Below are 16,238 nucleotides of genomic sequence, written 5' to 3'. Positions count from 1 at the left end.
GCACGAAAGCCCGCCGCACAGGAAACCTGGCTTCGGACTGGAATTTCGTGGAAGAGGCCGGGCATCAGCGCCGGCCTCCCCTTCAATTACTTACTTTTTTGCGACGTTACCAGCGTGGGACAGGCCCAGGTCAGCCAAGGTCTTGTCGACGACTTTGGCCGGCAGCGGGATGTAGCCATCCTTCACCACGACCTGCTGGCCAGCTTGCGACAGCACCAGCTTGACGAACTCGGCTTCCAGCGGGGCCAGAGGCTTGTTCGGGGCCTTGTTGACGTAGACGTACAGGAAGCGCGACAGCGGGTAGGTGCCGTTCAGGGCGTTGGCTTCGTTGTCTTCAACGAACTCGCCGCCTTCCTTCTTGGCCAGGGCCACGGTCTTGACGCTGGCAGTCTTGTAGCCGATGCCCGAGTAGCCGATACCGTTCAGCGAGGAGCTGATCGACTGCACGACCGAGGCCGAGCCAGGCTGTTCGTTGACGTTAGGCTTGAAGTCGCCTTTGCACAGGGCTTCTTCCTTGAAGTAGCCGTAGGTGCCCGATACCGAGTTACGGCCGAACAGCTGTACTGGCTTGTTGGCCAGGTCGCCGGTCACACCCAGGTCACCCCAGGTCTTGACGTCGGCTTTGCCACCGCACAGGCGGGTGGAAGAGAAGATGGCGTCGACCTGGGCCATGGTCAGGCCTTTGATCGGGTTGTCCTTGTGCACGAACACAGCCAGGGCGTCTACGGCGACCGGGATGGCGGTCGGTTTGTAGCCGTACTTCTGCTCGAAGGCCTGCAGCTCGACGTCCTTCATCTTGCGGCTCATCGGGCCGAGGTTGGCGGTGCCTTCGGTCAGCGCGGGTGGCGCGGTGGAGGAGCCGGCAGCCTGGATCTGGATGTTTACGTTCGGATATTCCTTCTTGTAGGCCTCGGCCCACAGAGTCATCAGGTTGGCGAGGGTGTCCGAACCGACGCTGGAGAGGTTGCCCGAAACACCGGTGGTCTTGGTGTAGGTCGGGATCGCAGGATCGACAGCGGCTACCGCGTTGGCGGTTGCAACGCCAGCGGCGGCAAAGGTGAGGGCCGCCATCAAACGCTTCAGTTTCATGCCTTGCTCCTAGCAGGAATATTGGGGTGTTGGATGGAACGGGCCCAAGTATCTGCAGGCCGCATGAATACGATATGACTTGAATATGACAATTGGATGAAAGGCCATCACCGCTCAGCTGCTTGGCAATACCTGTAGGAGCGGCCTTGTGTCGCGATGGGCTGCGCAGCAGCCCCGGCAATTTGTGCCGGGTTGCGATCTCTGGGGCTGCTGCGCAGCCCATCGCGACACAAGGCCGCTCCTACAATGACTGCGTTGACCAATCGGTGCCGATCAGCGCTTGTTGGCGAGCAGGTACAGGCCCACAACCAGACCAACGGCACACAACCCCGCCACATAGTAGGCCGGTGCCATCGGGCTCACTTTCAGCAGCGCAGTCACCACCATCGGCGTCAGCCCGCCAAAGATTGCGTAGGCCACGTTGTACGAGAACGACAGCCCGCTGAAGCGCACCACCGCCGGGAACGCCTTGACCATCACATAAGGCACCGCGCCAATCACGCCCACGCACAGGCCGGTCACTGCATACAGCGGGAACAGCAGCTCGGGGCGCGTAGGCAAGCTGTGGTAGAAGGTCCAGGAGGTCGCCAGCAGCAACAGGCTGCCGATCACGAACACCCGGCCCGCGCCAAAACGATCAGCCAGGCTGCCAGCGCCGATGCAGCCGAAGCTGAGCAGCACGATGGCCAGGCTGTTGGCCTTGAGCGAGTCGGTGGGGCTGATGTGGTAGATGCTCTGCAGCAGCGCCGGAGTCATCAGGATGAGCACCACGATGGCGGCCGACAGCATCCAGGTCAGCAGCATCGACAGGATGATCGCACCGCGATGGTCACGCAGCACCGCGCGCAACGGCAGCTCCTCGGCCAGCGCCTTGCGCTGCTGCATCTCGGCGAACACCGGGGTTTCGTGCAGCCAACGGCGCAGGTACACCGAGAACAGGCCGAATACACCGCCGAGCAGGAACGGGATACGCCAGGCGTAATCGGCCACTTCCTCTGCGCTGTAGACGCTGTTGATCAGGGTCGCCACCAGCGAGCCAAGCAGGATACCCGCGGTGAGGCCAGCGGTTAGGGTGCCGCAGGCGTAGCCGGTGTTGCGCTCTGGCACGTGCTCGGACACGAATACCCAGGCGCCCGGTACCTCACCGCCGATGGCCGCGCCCTGGATCACGCGCATCAGCAGCAACAGGATCGGCGCCCACATGCCGATCTGTGCATAGGTGGGCAGCAGGCCCATGATCAGCGTTGGCAGGGCCATCATGAAGATGCTCAGGGTGAACATCTTCTTGCGCCCGAGCAGGTCGCCGAAGTGGGCCATGATGATGCCGCCCAGCGGCCGCGCCAGATAGCCGGCGGCAAAAATGCCGAAGGTTTGCATCAGGCGCAGCCATTCGGGCATGTCGGCGGGGAAGAACAGCTTGCCGACCACCGTGGCGAAGAACACGAAGATGATGAAGTCGTAGAACTCCAGCGCGCCGCCCAGGGCGGACAGTGAGAGAGTCTTGTAGTCACTGCGGGTCAGCGGCCGCGAGGGCTGCTCGATACTGCTCGGCACGGAAGTCATCGCTGATTGTTCTCTTTGTAGGCATGCAGGCCGCTTGGCACGCGGCTTCTGGAGTGGGAGACAGGCGAAGATAGCAAATTGCTGAGCTGCGCCGGAAGCGATACAAAATCCCTACACATATTCATGAATGCACGGTCGTCGCTGGCCGTTATGCTCTATATACTGGCAGTTCGTAGGAAAAGGTTGCTGCTAGCGTGGGATGTTGTGCGAAAACGCCGGTCTTTATGTCAGGCGGTTTCGCAGAGTTTCCCTACGGCCGCTCAGTGAAACGAAATCGGCGTAGTATGTTTCAAGCTGAATCGTTTACCCGGCCTTTGCGCCACACCAACGAAAAGCGTCACGGGTCAGAGGCCCCATCGCATGATTGAGCTCGAACAAGAAGATCCTATCCCGCAAGGTGACCTGGCCTTGCAGATCACCGCACTGCCGCGCGAAACCAACGGGTTTGGCGACATCTTCGGCGGCTGGCTGGTCGCCCAGATGGACTTGGCCGGTACCGCCATGGCCAGCCGTGTCGCCGGCGGCCGCGTGGCCACCGTAGCCATCGACCGCATGGCCTTTCTGGTCCCGGTCGCCGTCGGCGCGCAGCTGTCGTTCTATACCCAGACCCTGGAAATCGGTCGCAGCTCGATCCAGATGATGGTCGAAGTGTGGAGCGACGACCCGCTGTCCAGCGAATGGCGCAAGGTCACCGAAGCAGTCTTCGTCTTCGTCGCCATCGACGGCAGTGGCCGCACCCGCTCCGTACCTCGTCGCTGAGCCACGCCGGCGGTAAACTCATTGCATGTGCCCGGGTCCAAGGCCCACTGGCAATCAATGAGATGAATGCAATGGCTACCTTCCAGGTCGTAACCGAGCAACATGGCGAACTCAACTGCTGGCGTATCAGCAGCGACCAAGCCGAACTACTGATCGCCCAGCAGGGCGCGCAGATCCTCAGCTACCAGCGCGTTGGCGAGCCACCGCTGCTGTGGCTGAGCGACCAGGCCATCTTCCGTCAGGGCAAGTCGGTACGCGCCGGTGTGCCGGTGTGCTGGCCGTGGTTCGGCAACCTGCAGCGCAACCCCCAGGCCGTGCAGGCCATGTACCACGGCAAACAGGCTCCCGCCCACGGCCTGGTGCGCGCGCGCGACTGGCAATTGCTGGCTATCGAGGAAGCGGGCGAAGGCCTGCGTATCGAATTCGAACTGCCGGAAGCGCAGGGTGACCTGCCTGGCTGGCCTCATGACGTCGAGCTGAAGCTGGTAGTGGAGCTGGGCGAGGACCTGAAGCTGAACCTGACCAGCCGCAACATGGGCAATACCCCCGTCACCATCAGCCAGGCCCTGCACAGCTACTTCGCGGTCAGTGACGTGCGCCAGGCGCGGGTCGAAGGGGTGGAGGGACTGAGCTATATCGAGACCCTGGCTGACTGGGAGCAGCGCCAGCAGCAGGGGCCACTGGCGTTTGCCGGGGAGACCGACCGGATCTACCTGGCGACCCCGCAAACCCTTAGCATCGTCGACCCGCATTGGGAGCGGCGCATTACCTTGACCAGCAGTGGGTCGCGCTCGGCGGTGATCTGGAACCCTTGGACTGAACGGGCCAGGGATCTGCCGGACATGGCTGATGATGGGTGGCAGCGGATGCTGTGCATCGAGACGGCGAATGTGTGGGATGACCTGGTGGAATTGAAGCCTGGGGGCAGCAGCTCGCTGGGGGTCAGGATTGGCTGTGAAATGATCTGAGTTTTGCAGTGCCTGTTCGGGCCCCTTCGCGGGTAAACCCGCTCCCACAAGGTCTCCACAATATTCAAGGTTTGTGGAGACCCTGTGGGAGCGGGTTTACCCGCGAAAGGGCCAGTGCAGGCAATCAGAGGTCTGCATCCTCCACCACCCTCACCTTCCCGGCATCCAGCGCATAGGCCGCATCGGCCAGGTCATTGCTGACCTTCTCCACCTTCAGCTTGCCGCTGACCCACAGCGGTGTGTAGATATCATCGATCTTCAGGCCTTTCGGGTAGCGCACCAGTACCAGCTGGTTCGGTGGCGGTGGCGGCACATGGATGCACGCGCCCGGGTACGGCACCAGGAAGAACAACGTGCTGTTGCCCTTGGCATCGCTCTCCAGCGGCACCGGGTAGCCGCCCAGGCGAATTTCCTTGCCGTTCATGGCCGCCACGGTCTTGGTCGAGTACATCACCGCCGGCAGGCCCTTGCTCTGCTTCAGGCCGCCCTTGTCGGTAAAGGTGCCCATGGCTTCCGGCGAGTTGTGGTCGATATCGGGCATTTGCTCGAGTGCCTGCTGGTCCGACTTGGGCATCAGCTCCAGCCAGTCGGTTTCAGGCAGTTCGGCATGGGCCAGGGTGCTGGCCAACAGCAGTGGGGCGAGGAAAAAGGCACGCATGAAAATGCTCGGCAACTCGAATGAATTGCCGGGCATTCTAACCAGTATTCAGCGTTTCTTGATGAATCCGTAGATCACCAGAAGGATCACAGCACCGATCAGCGCGCCAAGGAAACCGGCAGCCTGCCCGGCCTGGTAGATACCCAGCGCCTGACCGCCGTAGGTGGCCAGCAGCGAGCCGGCAATCCCCAGCAGGATGGTCATGATCCAGCCCATGCTGTCGTCGCCCGGCTTGATGAAGCGGGCCAGCAGGCCGACGATAAGGCCGATGAAGATGGTTCCAATGATACCCATGGCAATCCCTCTGCAGTGAAGATGGAACAAGCCAAAGCCTAGACAGCGCTTTGGCTTGTTGCCATTTCAGAGGGCAAGCCGCTGGTAGAAGTTCGATCAGTTGCCGATCAGGGCTTCTACTTCGGCAATCTTGCGCTCGAGGGTGGCCATGTCGTGGCAGCGCAGGGTGGCGTGGCCAACCTTGCGACCAACCTTGAAGGCCTTGCCGTAGTGGTGCAGGTGGCAGTCACCGATGGCAACCACCTTGTCCACCGCCGGCACTTCACCGATGAAGTTGAGCATCGCGCTCTCGCCGACCTTGGCAGTCGAGCCCAGCGGCAAGCCGGCGACGGCGCGCAGGTGGTTCTCGAACTGGCTGCACTCGGCGCCTTCGATGGTCCAGTGCCCGGAGTTGTGCACGCGCGGGGCGATTTCGTTGGCCTTCAGGCCGCCGTCGACTTCGAAGAACTCGAAGGCCATCACGCCCACATAGTCCAGTTGCTTGAGCACACGGCCCACGTAGTCTTCGGCCAGAGCCTGCAGCGGGTGCGCCTGGCTGGCGACCGACAGGCGCAGGATGCCGCTTTCGTGGGTGTTGTGCACCAGCGGGTAGAAGCGGGTTTCGCCATCACGGGCACGCACGGCCACCAGCGACACTTCGCCGGTGAATGGCACGAAGCCTTCCAGCAGGCAAGGTACGCTGCCCAGCTCGGCAAAGGTACCGACCACGTCCTCAGGCGTGCGCAGCACCTTCTGGCCCTTGCCGTCGTAACCCAGGGTGCGAGTTTTCAGCACGGCCGGCAGGCCGATGCTGGCCACCGCGGCGTCCAGGTCGGCCTGCGAGAGGATGTCGGCGAAGGCCGGGGTAGGGATACCCAGGTCGCGGAACATGCTCTTCTCGAACAGGCGGTCACGGGCGATGCGCAGCGCTTCGGCGCTGGGGTACACCGGCACGAACTGCGAGAGGAAGGCCACGGTCTCGGCCGGGACGCTTTCGAACTCGAAGGTGACCAGGTCGACTTCGTCGGCCAACTGGCGCAGGTGGTCCTGGTCGCCGTAGTCGGCACGCAGGTGCTCGCCCAGCGGCGCAGCGCAGGCGTCCGGCGCCGGGTCGAGGAAGGCGAAGTTCATGCCCAGCGGGGTACCCGCCAGGGCCAGCATGCGGCCCAGCTGGCCGCCACCGATTACACCGATCTTCATGGGTTGAGCCTCAAGCCTGGCGCGGGTCTGGGTTGTCCAGCACGGTGTCGGTCTGTTCCGTGCGGAACTGCTTGAGCGCCGCGTGGTACTGCGGGTACTTGGCGCCGAGGATGCTGGCCGACAGCAGCGCGGCGTTGACCGCACCGGCACGACCGATGGCCAGGGTGGCAACCGGCACGCCGGCTGGCATCTGCACGATCGACAGCAGCGAATCGACACCCGACAGCATCGACGATTGCACAGGCACGCCCAGCACCGGCAGGTGGGTCTTGGCGGCACACATGCCTGGCAGGTGGGCTGCGCCACCGGCACCGGCGATGATCACCTCGATGCCACGGCCCCCAGCCTCCTCGGCATACTGGAACAGCAGATCCGGGGTACGGTGGGCGGAAACCACCTTCACCTCGTAGGGAATGCCGAGTTTTTCCAGCATATCGGCGGTGTGGCTAAGGGTGGACCAATCGGACTTGGAGCCCATGATCACGCCAACCAGTGCACTCATCGTCGAGCCTCTTCGCTTGTGCGCCCTTGGGCGCGTCAAAAAACAACAAGCCACGCGGGACGACCGGCGTGGCTTGTTTGCTGATCAGGACCGGACGCATCCGGTCGAAAGGCCGCGCAGTATACCGTAAGGTGGTGCGTTTAAGGCACCCCGGCGACCAACTGTCGCCCCTTATTTTTCGGGGCTTTGACTGACTTTTGGGTCAACCATTGCCGCCCCCTCGAGCTTGCGCCACAACAGCCTTACATTGGCCTTGCGCACCAGGGCGCAGCGGTACAGGCGGATTTCCAGCGGCACGTGCCACTGGCTGCCGCCGCAGATCGCCAGTTCGCCCCGTTCCAGTTCGCCACGCATCGACAGGCGCGGTACCCAGGCGATGCCCATGCCTTCCAGCGCCATGCTCTTCAGACTGTCGGCCATGGCGGTTTCATAGACGGTGGTATAGCGCAGGTTGCGCTGACGCAGCAGCAAATTGACCGAGCGACCGAGGAAGGCGCCGGCGGTATAGGCCAGCAGCGGCACGCTGCCCTCGCCTTCCAGGTCGAACAACGGCTTGCCGTCGGCATCCACGGCGCATACCGGCAACATTTCAGTGGTGCCCATGTGCAGTGACGGGAAGATCTCGGCATCCATCTGCAGGGCGGCATCCGGGTCATAGAAGGCCAGCATCAGGTCGCAGCCACCTTCGCGTAATGCATGCACTGCATCTCCGACGTTGGTCGCAACCAGGCGGGTGGCGATGTTCAACCCGTCGTTGCGCAACTGGGCCACCCAACGCGGGAAAAAGCCCGATGCCAGGGAGTGTGCTGCGGCCACCTGCACCACCTCACCCTGCCCGCCTTCCAGATGATGCAAGTGGCGGAGAATTTCGCTCAACTGGTCGACAACAGTACGCGCCGTGACAAGAAACAGCTGGCCGGCCTCTGTCAGCTCGATCGGCGTGCGGGAACGATTCACCAATTGCAGGCCCAAGGCTGCTTCCAGGCTGCGAATGCGCCGGCTGAAGGCCGGTTGGGTGACGAAACGCCGCTCTGCCGCCTGGGAAAAACTGCGGGTGGCGGCCAGCGCGCTGAAGTCTTCCAGCCATTTGCTTTCAAGGTTCACGAAGCACATCTCCTGGCGTGCACCAAAATGGAACACGCTCGAATGTCAATTGGCGTCACATGAAACACTATGCCGTTTGTGCATAGGTTAGCGTGCAACAGCATTGGCCGCAAAATCACCTTCAGGCCTAGGATTGGCGCCATTCCGGCATGTGCCGGGTCAAAATCGAGATGATATACATCATGTCCTCCGCTGCATCGTTCCGCGTCGAAAAAGATTTGTTGGGTACCCTTGAAGTTCCTGCAGATGCCTACTACGGCATCCAGACCCTGCGCGCTGCCAACAACTTCCACCTCTCCGGTGTTCCGCTGTCGCACTACCCGAAGCTGGTCGTGGCCCTGGCCATGGTCAAGCAGGCTGCTGCCGACGCCAACCGTGAGCTGGGTCACCTGAGCGATGCCAAGCACGCTGCCATCACCGCAGCCTGCGCCCGCCTGATCAAAGGCGATTACCACGACCAGTTCGTGGTGGACATGATCCAGGGCGGTGCTGGTACTTCTACCAACATGAACGCCAACGAAGTCATCGCTAACGTCGCGCTGGAGGCCATGGGCCACCAGAAGGGTGAGTACCAGTACCTGCACCCGAACAACGACGTGAACATGGCGCAGTCGACCAACGACGCCTACCCGACCGCCATCCGTCTGGGCCTGCTGCTGGGCCACGACGCCCTGCTGGCCAGCCTCGACAGCCTGATCCAGGCCTTCGCTGCCAAGGGTAAAGAGTTCGACCACGTACTGAAGATGGGCCGTACCCAGCTGCAGGACGCCGTACCGATGACCCTGGGCCAGGAATTCCGCGCCTTCGCCACTACCATGACCGAAGACCTGCAGCGCCTGCGCTCGCTGGCCCCGGAACTGCTGACCGAAATCAACCTGGGCGGTACCGCCATCGGCACCGGCATCAACGCCGACCCTGGCTACCAGGCCTTGGCCGTACAGCGCCTGGCTGCCATTAGCGGCCAGCCACTGGTACCGGCTGCCGACCTGATCGAAGCCACCTCGGACATGGGCGCCTTCGTGCTGTTCTCCGGCATGCTCAAGCGTACCGCCGTCAAGCTGTCGAAGATCTGCAACGACCTGCGCCTGCTGTCCAGCGGCCCGCGCACCGGCATCAACGAGATCAACCTGCCAGCGCGTCAGCCAGGCAGCTCGATCATGCCAGGCAAGGTCAACCCGGTTATCCCGGAAGCCGTCAACCAGGTGGCCTTCGCCATCATGGGCAACGACCTGGCCCTGACCGTCGCCGCCGAAGGTGGCCAGCTGCAGCTGAACGTTATGGAGCCGCTGATCGCCTACAAGATCTTCGACTCGATCCGCCTGCTGCAACGCGCCATGGACATGCTGCGCGAGCACTGCATCGTCGGCATCACCGCCAACGAACAGCGCTGCCGTGAACTGGTCGAGCACTCGATCGGCCTGGTCACCGCCCTGAACCCGTACATCGGCTACGAAAACGCCACCCGTATCGCCCGCGTTGCCCTGGAAACCGGCCGCGGCGTACTGGAACTGGTGCGCGAAGAGAAGCTGCTGGACGACGCGATGCTCGACGACATCCTGCGTCCGGAAAACATGATCGCTCCCCGTCTGGTTCCGCTGAAGGCGTAACCAGGCCGCTGTAAACAGTCTCACCAGGTCGAGGGACTAGACACCTCTCAACCTTTCCAAGGCCCGAGCCTATGCTTCGGGCCTTTTTTTTTGCCTGAAGGATTTGGGGCTGCTTTGCAGCCCATCGCGACGCAAGGCCGCTCCTGCAAGAGCCCTGCGTACACCGGCCAATGTGGGAGCGGCCCCCGAACATCGGCACACAACTTGCTCCATAATGCGCCCAGCCCAACGGGATTACCCAGCATGCTGCACAGCCACCTGACCACCCTCAACGCGGTTTCGCTGATCCTCAACGTCTTCCAGGCAGACGGTTGCGAGGCGTCGGCGCTGCTAGCCGGCAGCGGCATCGGCCCGGCAGACCTGGGCCATGCCGATGCGCGCATCACTACCCAGCAGGAACTGCAGGTGTGCGCCAACGCCGTTGCCCGACGCGAGGATATCGGCCTGGAACTGGGCCGACGCATGCATGTGTCGTGCTACGGCATGCTCGGTTACGCCCTGCTCTCCAGTGCCACTTTGGGTGACGCCTTGCGCCTGGCGCTGCAGTATCCGGCACTGCTGGGAACAGTCTTCAAGCTGCGTTTGCTCGACGACGGCCAGCGCGTCTGGTTCAGCGCCAGCGACTACCACGACAGCCCGACGCTGACCGCCTTCAACGCCGAGTTCTGCCTGGTGTCGCTGAAGGTCATCTGCGACGACCTGCTCGGCCGCCCGCTGCCCCTGCTGGCAGCCCGTTTCGAACACCCACGGCCCGGTTACCACGCACTCTATGCCGGGGCATTCCAGTGCCCGGTCGGTTTCGAAGCCGAGGACAATGCCTTTGCCTTCGAACGGCGCTGGCTGGACACGCCACTGCCGCTGGCCGACCCGATTACCCACAAGGCCATGAGCGAACGCTGCCGGCGCCTGAACCTGGAATTCACCGGCCGCCAGGCCTGGCTGGGGAGGATTCGCCAACTGCTGGCGCAGCAACTGGATGCAGCGCCCGGGCTGGAAGGGCTGGCGCGGCAGATGAACTGCTCATCGCGCACCCTGCGCCGGCATTTGCAGGCGTTGGGCAGCAGTTATCAACAGCTGCTGGATGAACTGAGGTTCGAGCGGGCCAAACAATTGCTGGCTGATGAGCAGATGCCGATCTATCGGATTGCCGAGTGCCTGGGGTTCAGCGAGACCGCCAGTTTTCGGCATGCCTTCCAGCGTTGGAGTGGCGTCGCGCCCAGCCATTTTCGCGGTTGACCTGTACCGGCCCTTTCGCGGGTGAACCCGCTCCCACAGGGATTGCACACACTCAGGTGCAACACTGTACCTGTGGGAGCGGGTTCACCCGCGAAAGGGCCAGTACAGGCCACCAACAAATCCAGCCAAAGAGCTTGGCCATATCGATCCCCTTTTGGCCACTTGCGTCGTTCTCCCCCACTGGCCCGCCCATGAGAATGGGCCCACGCCAGTACCCACCGGAGAACAACAATGCTGACGATCTATTCCGATGACCACCGCCTGCACCACGGCCGCTGCGAGCTGATCGACGGCAAGCTGATGCCCTGTTTCGAAATGCCGTCACGCGCCGACCATGTGCTCGACCAAGTCAAGAAGCGCAACCTTGGCGACATCCAGGGCCCCACCGACTTCGGGCGCGCACCATTGCTGCGCATCCACAGCGCCGGCTACCTGGACTTCTTCGAAGGCGCCTGGGCGCGCTGGGCCGCACTGGGCCAGGAAGGCGACTTGCTGCCGTTCACCTGGCCCGCACGCACCCTGCGCCAGGTAAAACCCACCGGCCTGCACGGTGAGCTGGGCTACTACAGCTTCGATGCCGGCGCACCGATCACCGCCGGTACCTGGCAGGCCGCCTACAGCGCCGCCCAGGTCGCCCTCACCGCGCAGGCAGCTATCCAGCAAGGCGCCCATTCCGCCTTCGCCCTGTGCCGCCCGCCAGGGCACCATGCCGCCGGCGAAGTCATGGGTGGCTATTGCTACCTGAACAACGCCGCGATCGCCGCCCAGGCCTTCCTCGACCAGGGCCGGCGCAAGGTCGCCATCCTCGACGTCGACTACCACCACGGCAACGGCACCCAGGACATCTTCTACAACCGCAACGATGTGTTCTTCGCCTCGATCCATGGCGACCCGCGCGACGAGTTCCCGTTCTTCCTCGGCTATTCCGATGAAACCGGCGAGGGTGCCGGTGAAGGCTGCAACATCAACTACCCACTGCCGGCCGGCAGCGACTGGGCCGCCTGGAGCGCTGCCCTGGAGGACGCCTGCCAGCGCATCGCCGCCTATGACGCCGATGTGCTGGTGATCTCGCTGGGCGTGGATACCTTCAAGGACGACCCGATCTCGCAGTTCAAGCTGGACAGCCCGGACTACCTGGAAATGGGCAAGCGCATCGCCCAGCTCGGCAAGCCGACCCTGTTCGTGATGGAAGGCGGCTACGCTGTGGAAGAAATCGGTATCAACGCGGTCAATGTGCTGGAAGGCTTCCAGCACGCCCAGCCAGGAGCCCGGTAATGGTCCGACTCAAGCGTCTGCTCGCCCCGTTCATCGCCGCTACCCTGTTCACCGGTGCCCTGCACGCCCAGGCCGAACAGCGCACCCTGCGGGTGTACAACTGGTTCGACTACATCACTCCGCAAACCCTCACCGAATTTCAGAAAGACAGCGGGGTAAAGCTGGTCTACGACATCTTCGACACCAACGAGGCGCTGGAAGCCAAGCTGCTGACCGGCAACTCCGGGTATGACGTGGTAGTGCCGTCCAACGTGTTCCTCGCCAAGCAGATCGAAGCGGGGGTGTTCCAGCCACTGGATCGCAGCAAGCTGCCGAACTGGAAGCACCTGGACCCGGCGCTGATGAAGCTGATCGAGGCCAACGACCCCGGCAACAAATTTGCCGTGCCCTACATGTACGGCACCGTGCTGATCGGCTTCAACCCGGCCAAGGTCAAGGCTGCGCTCGGCGACAACGCCCCGGTGGACAGCTGGGACCTTATCTTCAAGGAAGAGAACATCGCCAAGCTCAAGCAATGCGGCGTGGCCCTGCTCGACTCGCCGTCGGAGATCATGCCGCTGGCGTTGCAGTATCTGGGCTTGCCACCTAACAGCGACAAACCGGCTGATTACAAGAAAGCCGAAGCGCTGATGCTGAAGATCCGCCCGCACATCACCTACTTCCATTCCTCGAAATACATGGCCGACATCGCTAACGGCGATATCTGCGTGGCAGTGGGCTACAGCGGCAGCTTCTCGCAGGCCGCCAACCGCGCCGTCGAGGCGAAGAATGGCGTGGTGGTGGACATGCGCCTGCCCAAGGAAGGTGCACCGATCTGGTTCGACATGCTGGCGATTCCGAAGAACGCGGCCAACCCGGAAGATGCCCACGCGTTCATCAACTACCTGCTGCGGCCCGAAGTGATTGCGCCGATCAGTGACTTTGTCGGGTACCCGAACCCGAACAAAGACGCGACCGACAAGGTGAGCCCGGCGATTCGCAACAACCCCAACCTGTATCCGACGGCGGAGGCGATGGCCAAGCTGTATACCCTCAAGCCCCTGGCGCGGGATGCCGAGCGGGCTCGGACCAGGGCCTGGACGCGGATCAAGTCCGGCACCTGATTTAGAGCCGGGGGCTGCTTTGCAGCCCAATCGCCGGCAAGCCAGCTCCCACAGGGATCTCGCAAGCTTGAGGATTTAGTGCAAGGCAGTTGCTCCCCAGGGCTGCACAGCTCTCAAGACCGGTGCAGTCCCTGTGGGAGCGGGCGTGCCCGCGAAGGGCCGCACAGCGGCCCCATTCACTTTCTCCAGGCCTTGCGCAAGCGCATCAACGCCTCGGCAATCTCCCCCTCCGGCACCGCTGCAAACCCCAGCACCAGCCCTGCCCTTTTATCCACAGGTACCTCGCTGTCCGCCAGCCAGAAATTACTCAGCGGCGTCACCTCCACCCCCACCGCTTCAGCCTTGACCACCAGCTCCTGCTCCCGCGCAAAGTTATCCACATCGACCTTCACATGCAGCCCGGCCGCCACCTCCGGCATGCCGCCCAAACCCGGAATATCCACAGGCCAGCCAGCCTTGAGCACATTGCGCCGGCTCAACGCTGCCTTGCGCATGCGCCGAATATGCCGCTGGAAGTGCCCCCGGGCCATGAACTCGGCCATCACGCACTGGCTACTGACCTCCGAATGCCGCACCGCCAGCGCCCTGCCCTGGCTGAACGCCTGCGCCAGTTGCGGCGGCAGTACCAGGTAGCCCAGGCGCAACGCTGGAAAGGCGATCTTGCCGAAGGTACCGACATACAGTACCCGCCCGTGCCGGTCGAGTGCCGCTAGCGGGGCCAAGGGCGCACCGCTGTAGCGATACTCGCCGTCGTAGTCGTCTTCGATGATCCAGCCTTCGCTGCGCTCGGCCCAGGCCAGCAGTTCCAGGCGTCGCGCCAGGCTCATGGTCACCCCGGTCGGGTACTGGTGGGCTGGCGTGACATAGGCCAGCCGGCAATCCGTCAGCTGCCCAAGCCGGCGACAGTCCATGCCGTCCTCGTCCACCGGCACACCACACAACCTGCCACCGGCCAGCGCAAAGGCATGTCCGGCTGCGCGGTAACCCGGGTTTTCCACAGCCACACCGTCGCCGGGCTGCAACAGCAACTGTGCACAAAGGCTGATGGCCTGCTGCGCACCACTGGTGATCACAATTTGTTCAGCAGTACAACTCAGCCCACGCGAGCGACGCAGGTAGGCCGCGATCAGTTCGCGCAGCAGCGGCTCGCCTGCCGGGTCGCCATAACCCAACTGCGCCGGAGCCGGGTTGCGCCAGAAACCCGCCTGCAGCTTGGCCCAGACGTCGAACGGGAACAGGTCGAACGCCGGAATACCGACGCGAAAAGCACGCGGTGCACCGCTTCTTGGGGGCGGCAGATGGTTACTTTTCAGGCGCTGCAAAGGCTCGCTGGAACAGCGTTTGCTGGATAAATCCTCAGTATTTTCTGAGGAAAATGTGGATAAGTCTGTTGATAACCCCCGGGATAACCCTGTGGATACTTGTGTGGATAGTTTTGCAGTGGAGAGTTTCGGTAACTGGCTGACATAGGTGCCGTCGCCTACCCGGCTTTCGATGTAGCCCTCGGCATATAGCTGGTCATAGGCCCGCACCACGCTGTTGCGTGACAGCGCCAGCATGGCGGCCAGATCACGAGTGGCCGGTAGCCGCGTGCCACTGCTCAGGCGCCCGTCCAGCACCCGCGCACGTAGCGCCTGGTACAGCTGCTGGCTGAGCCCGCGGCGGCGATCGAGGGCGATCCCGGCAGGGTCGAAAGGCAACACTAGGGGGCGCTCGCTCATGGCATTGGACCTATAAAAACAGCCGTTAATGGCTCTTACTATGAACCAATAGCCTGCCTAGGATGGAGCCATCGCACAAGGAAACCGAGCATGTACAACAGCAAACCCCATCAGGAACACGACCTCGGGCGCCTGCACCAGCACATGCTCGACACCCGCCTGGCCATCCTGGTCAGCCAGGGCGAACAAGGCCTGCTGGCCACGCACCTGCCAGTGCTGGTCGATATCGCCGAAGGCGAATTCGGCACCGTCTATGCCCACCTGGCGCGGGCCAACCCCCAGTGGCACGACCTGAAGCAAGGTGGCGAAGCCCTGCTGGTGTTCCCCGGCGCCGATGCCTATGTCAGCCCCGGTTACTACCCGAGCAAGGCCGACAACCCCAAGGTGGTGCCAACCTGGAACTACCTGGCCGTGCACGCCTATGGCCCGGCCGAAGTGATTCACGAAGCCGAGCCATTGCTGGCTATTGTCAGCCGCCTGACCGAGCGCCACGAACAAGGCCGCGGCGAACCGTGGAACGTCACCGATGCCCCGCGTGACTACCTCGATGGCATGCTCCGCGCCATCGTCGGCATCCGCCTGCCCATCGCCCGCCTGCAAGGCGCGCGCAAGCTCAGCCAGAACCGCTCTGAGCAAGACATTGCCGGCGTGCGTGAAGGCCTGAGCGCCAGCCCCGATTACCTGGATAACCAACTCGCGGCGCACATGCGCCAACTCTGAAGGAATAGCCCATGTCCAGCGTTACCCTGCGTCCTGTTACCACCCAAGACCATGCTGCCTGGCTCGCCCTGTGGCAGGCCTACTTGCACTTCTATGAGACCGAATTGACCGAAGAGGTCAGCCTCAACACCTGGCAACGCCTGCTCGACCCGAACGAACCGACCCATTCGGCCCTTGCCTGGGTCGATGGCAAGGCAGTGGGCATGGTCAACTTCATCTACCATCGTTCCAACTGGAGCATCGGAAACGCCTGCTACCTGCAGGACCTGTACGTGGACAGCACACAGCGCGGCCTTGGCATTGGCCGCCAGCTGATCGAGCACGTCTACGCCAAAGCCAAGGCCGACAACTGCGCCAAGGTGCACTGGCTTACCCATGAGACCAACGCCACCGCCATCAGCCTGTACCAACAGGTTGCCGAGCGCTCGGGCTTCATCCAATTCCGCAAAGAGTTCTAAGC

The 16,238-nt window shown here is 62.9% G+C and carries 16 protein-coding genes; 8 read left to right on the top strand and 8 right to left on the bottom strand.

All coding sequences use genetic code 11. From position 1 onward, the window contains the following. Positions 1–90 precede the first annotated feature (90 nt). Positions 91–1,089 (bottom strand): phosphate ABC transporter substrate-binding protein PstS, encoded by a 999-nt coding sequence (locus tag CAG00_RS10890; RefSeq protein WP_013974822.1) that lies wholly within the window; start codon positions 1,087–1,089, stop codon positions 91–93. A 273-nt stretch (positions 1,090–1,362) separates the two neighbouring features. Then, entirely contained in the window at positions 1,363–2,652 is a 1,290-nt protein-coding gene (locus tag CAG00_RS10885; protein WP_085664259.1) for an MFS transporter, read from the bottom strand. 360 nt (positions 2,653–3,012) lie between these two features. Between CAG00_RS10885 and CAG00_RS10880 the strand changes: the two genes are divergently transcribed. Continuing rightward, the gene (locus tag CAG00_RS10880) at positions 3,013–3,411 is read left to right on the top strand and encodes an acyl-CoA thioesterase (RefSeq protein WP_003253317.1); all 399 of its coding nucleotides are present in this window, start codon (positions 3,013–3,015) and stop codon (positions 3,409–3,411) included. Between the two features lie 71 nt (positions 3,412–3,482). Continuing rightward, the gene (locus CAG00_RS10875; protein WP_085664258.1) at positions 3,483–4,379 is read left to right on the top strand and encodes a D-hexose-6-phosphate mutarotase; all 897 of its coding nucleotides are present in this window, start codon (positions 3,483–3,485) and stop codon (positions 4,377–4,379) included. A 124-nt stretch (positions 4,380–4,503) separates the two neighbouring features. On the opposite strand, the gene CAG00_RS10870 is transcribed toward CAG00_RS10875, so the two are convergent. The 5 genes from CAG00_RS10870 to CAG00_RS10850 form a co-directional block, all read right to left on the bottom strand. Beyond that, a complete protein-coding gene (locus tag CAG00_RS10870; protein WP_176240873.1) occupies positions 4,504–5,037 on the bottom strand; it encodes a DUF3299 domain-containing protein in 534 nt (177 codons plus the stop codon). Between the two features lie 48 nt (positions 5,038–5,085). Further along, positions 5,086–5,331: a GlsB/YeaQ/YmgE family stress response membrane protein gene (locus tag CAG00_RS10865; protein WP_012274863.1), complete on the bottom strand. Its 246-nt coding sequence runs from the start codon at positions 5,329–5,331 to the stop codon at positions 5,086–5,088. Between the two features lie 96 nt (positions 5,332–5,427). Then, on the bottom strand, positions 5,428–6,510 hold the full coding sequence (locus CAG00_RS10860) for a 5-(carboxyamino)imidazole ribonucleotide synthase (RefSeq protein WP_025341133.1): 1,083 nt from the start codon (positions 6,508–6,510) through the stop codon (positions 5,428–5,430). A gap of 10 nt (positions 6,511–6,520) precedes the next feature. After that, on the bottom strand, positions 6,521–7,012 hold the full coding sequence (gene purE / locus CAG00_RS10855; protein ID WP_085664256.1) for a 5-(carboxyamino)imidazole ribonucleotide mutase: 492 nt from the start codon (positions 7,010–7,012) through the stop codon (positions 6,521–6,523). A 171-nt stretch (positions 7,013–7,183) separates the two neighbouring features. Next, entirely contained in the window at positions 7,184–8,116 is a 933-nt protein-coding gene (locus CAG00_RS10850) for a LysR substrate-binding domain-containing protein (protein WP_161797629.1), read from the bottom strand. A 182-nt stretch (positions 8,117–8,298) separates the two neighbouring features. Here CAG00_RS10850 and aspA point away from each other — a divergent pair, with 182 nt between their 5' ends. The 4 genes from aspA (at position 8,299) to CAG00_RS10825 (ending at position 13,337) form a co-directional block, all read left to right on the top strand. Next, positions 8,299–9,723 (top strand): aspartate ammonia-lyase, encoded by a 1,425-nt coding sequence (gene aspA / locus CAG00_RS10845; RefSeq protein WP_003260072.1) that lies wholly within the window; start codon positions 8,299–8,301, stop codon positions 9,721–9,723. Positions 9,724–9,966: 243 nt separating this feature from the next. Beyond that, on the top strand, positions 9,967–10,959 hold the full coding sequence (locus CAG00_RS10840; RefSeq protein WP_085615984.1) for an AraC family transcriptional regulator: 993 nt from the start codon (positions 9,967–9,969) through the stop codon (positions 10,957–10,959). 231 nt (positions 10,960–11,190) lie between these two features. Further along, positions 11,191–12,234: a histone deacetylase family protein gene (locus CAG00_RS10830; RefSeq protein ID WP_085664254.1), complete on the top strand. Its 1,044-nt coding sequence runs from the start codon at positions 11,191–11,193 to the stop codon at positions 12,232–12,234. Then, a complete protein-coding gene (locus CAG00_RS10825) occupies positions 12,234–13,337 on the top strand; it encodes a polyamine ABC transporter substrate-binding protein (protein WP_085664253.1) in 1,104 nt (367 codons plus the stop codon). The genes CAG00_RS10830 and CAG00_RS10825 overlap by 1 nt, the downstream gene beginning before the upstream one ends. A 176-nt stretch (positions 13,338–13,513) precedes the next feature. Here CAG00_RS10825 and CAG00_RS10820 read toward each other — a convergent pair whose 3' ends face one another. Further along, positions 13,514–15,058, bottom strand: a complete 1,545-nt coding sequence (locus CAG00_RS10820; RefSeq protein WP_085664252.1) for a PLP-dependent aminotransferase family protein — start codon at positions 15,056–15,058, stop codon at positions 13,514–13,516. A 90-nt stretch (positions 15,059–15,148) separates the two neighbouring features. Here CAG00_RS10820 and CAG00_RS10815 point away from each other — a divergent pair, with 90 nt between their 5' ends. Together CAG00_RS10815 and CAG00_RS10810 are read left to right on the top strand one after the other, a co-directional pair. Beyond that, on the top strand, positions 15,149–15,778 hold the full coding sequence (locus CAG00_RS10815; protein ID WP_075046782.1) for an FMN-binding negative transcriptional regulator: 630 nt from the start codon (positions 15,149–15,151) through the stop codon (positions 15,776–15,778). An 11-nt stretch (positions 15,779–15,789) separates the two neighbouring features. Then, the gene (locus CAG00_RS10810; protein WP_085664251.1) at positions 15,790–16,236 is read left to right on the top strand and encodes a GNAT family N-acetyltransferase; all 447 of its coding nucleotides are present in this window, start codon (positions 15,790–15,792) and stop codon (positions 16,234–16,236) included. The last annotated feature ends 2 nt before the right edge of the window (positions 16,237–16,238 follow it).

The organism is Pseudomonas sp. B5(2017) (assembly GCF_002112825.1).
Lineage (GTDB): Bacteria > Pseudomonadota > Gammaproteobacteria > Pseudomonadales > Pseudomonadaceae > Aquipseudomonas > Aquipseudomonas putida_Z.
Note: the sequence above shows the minus strand (reverse complement) of the source record. Positions and strands in the feature narration are given on the sequence as shown.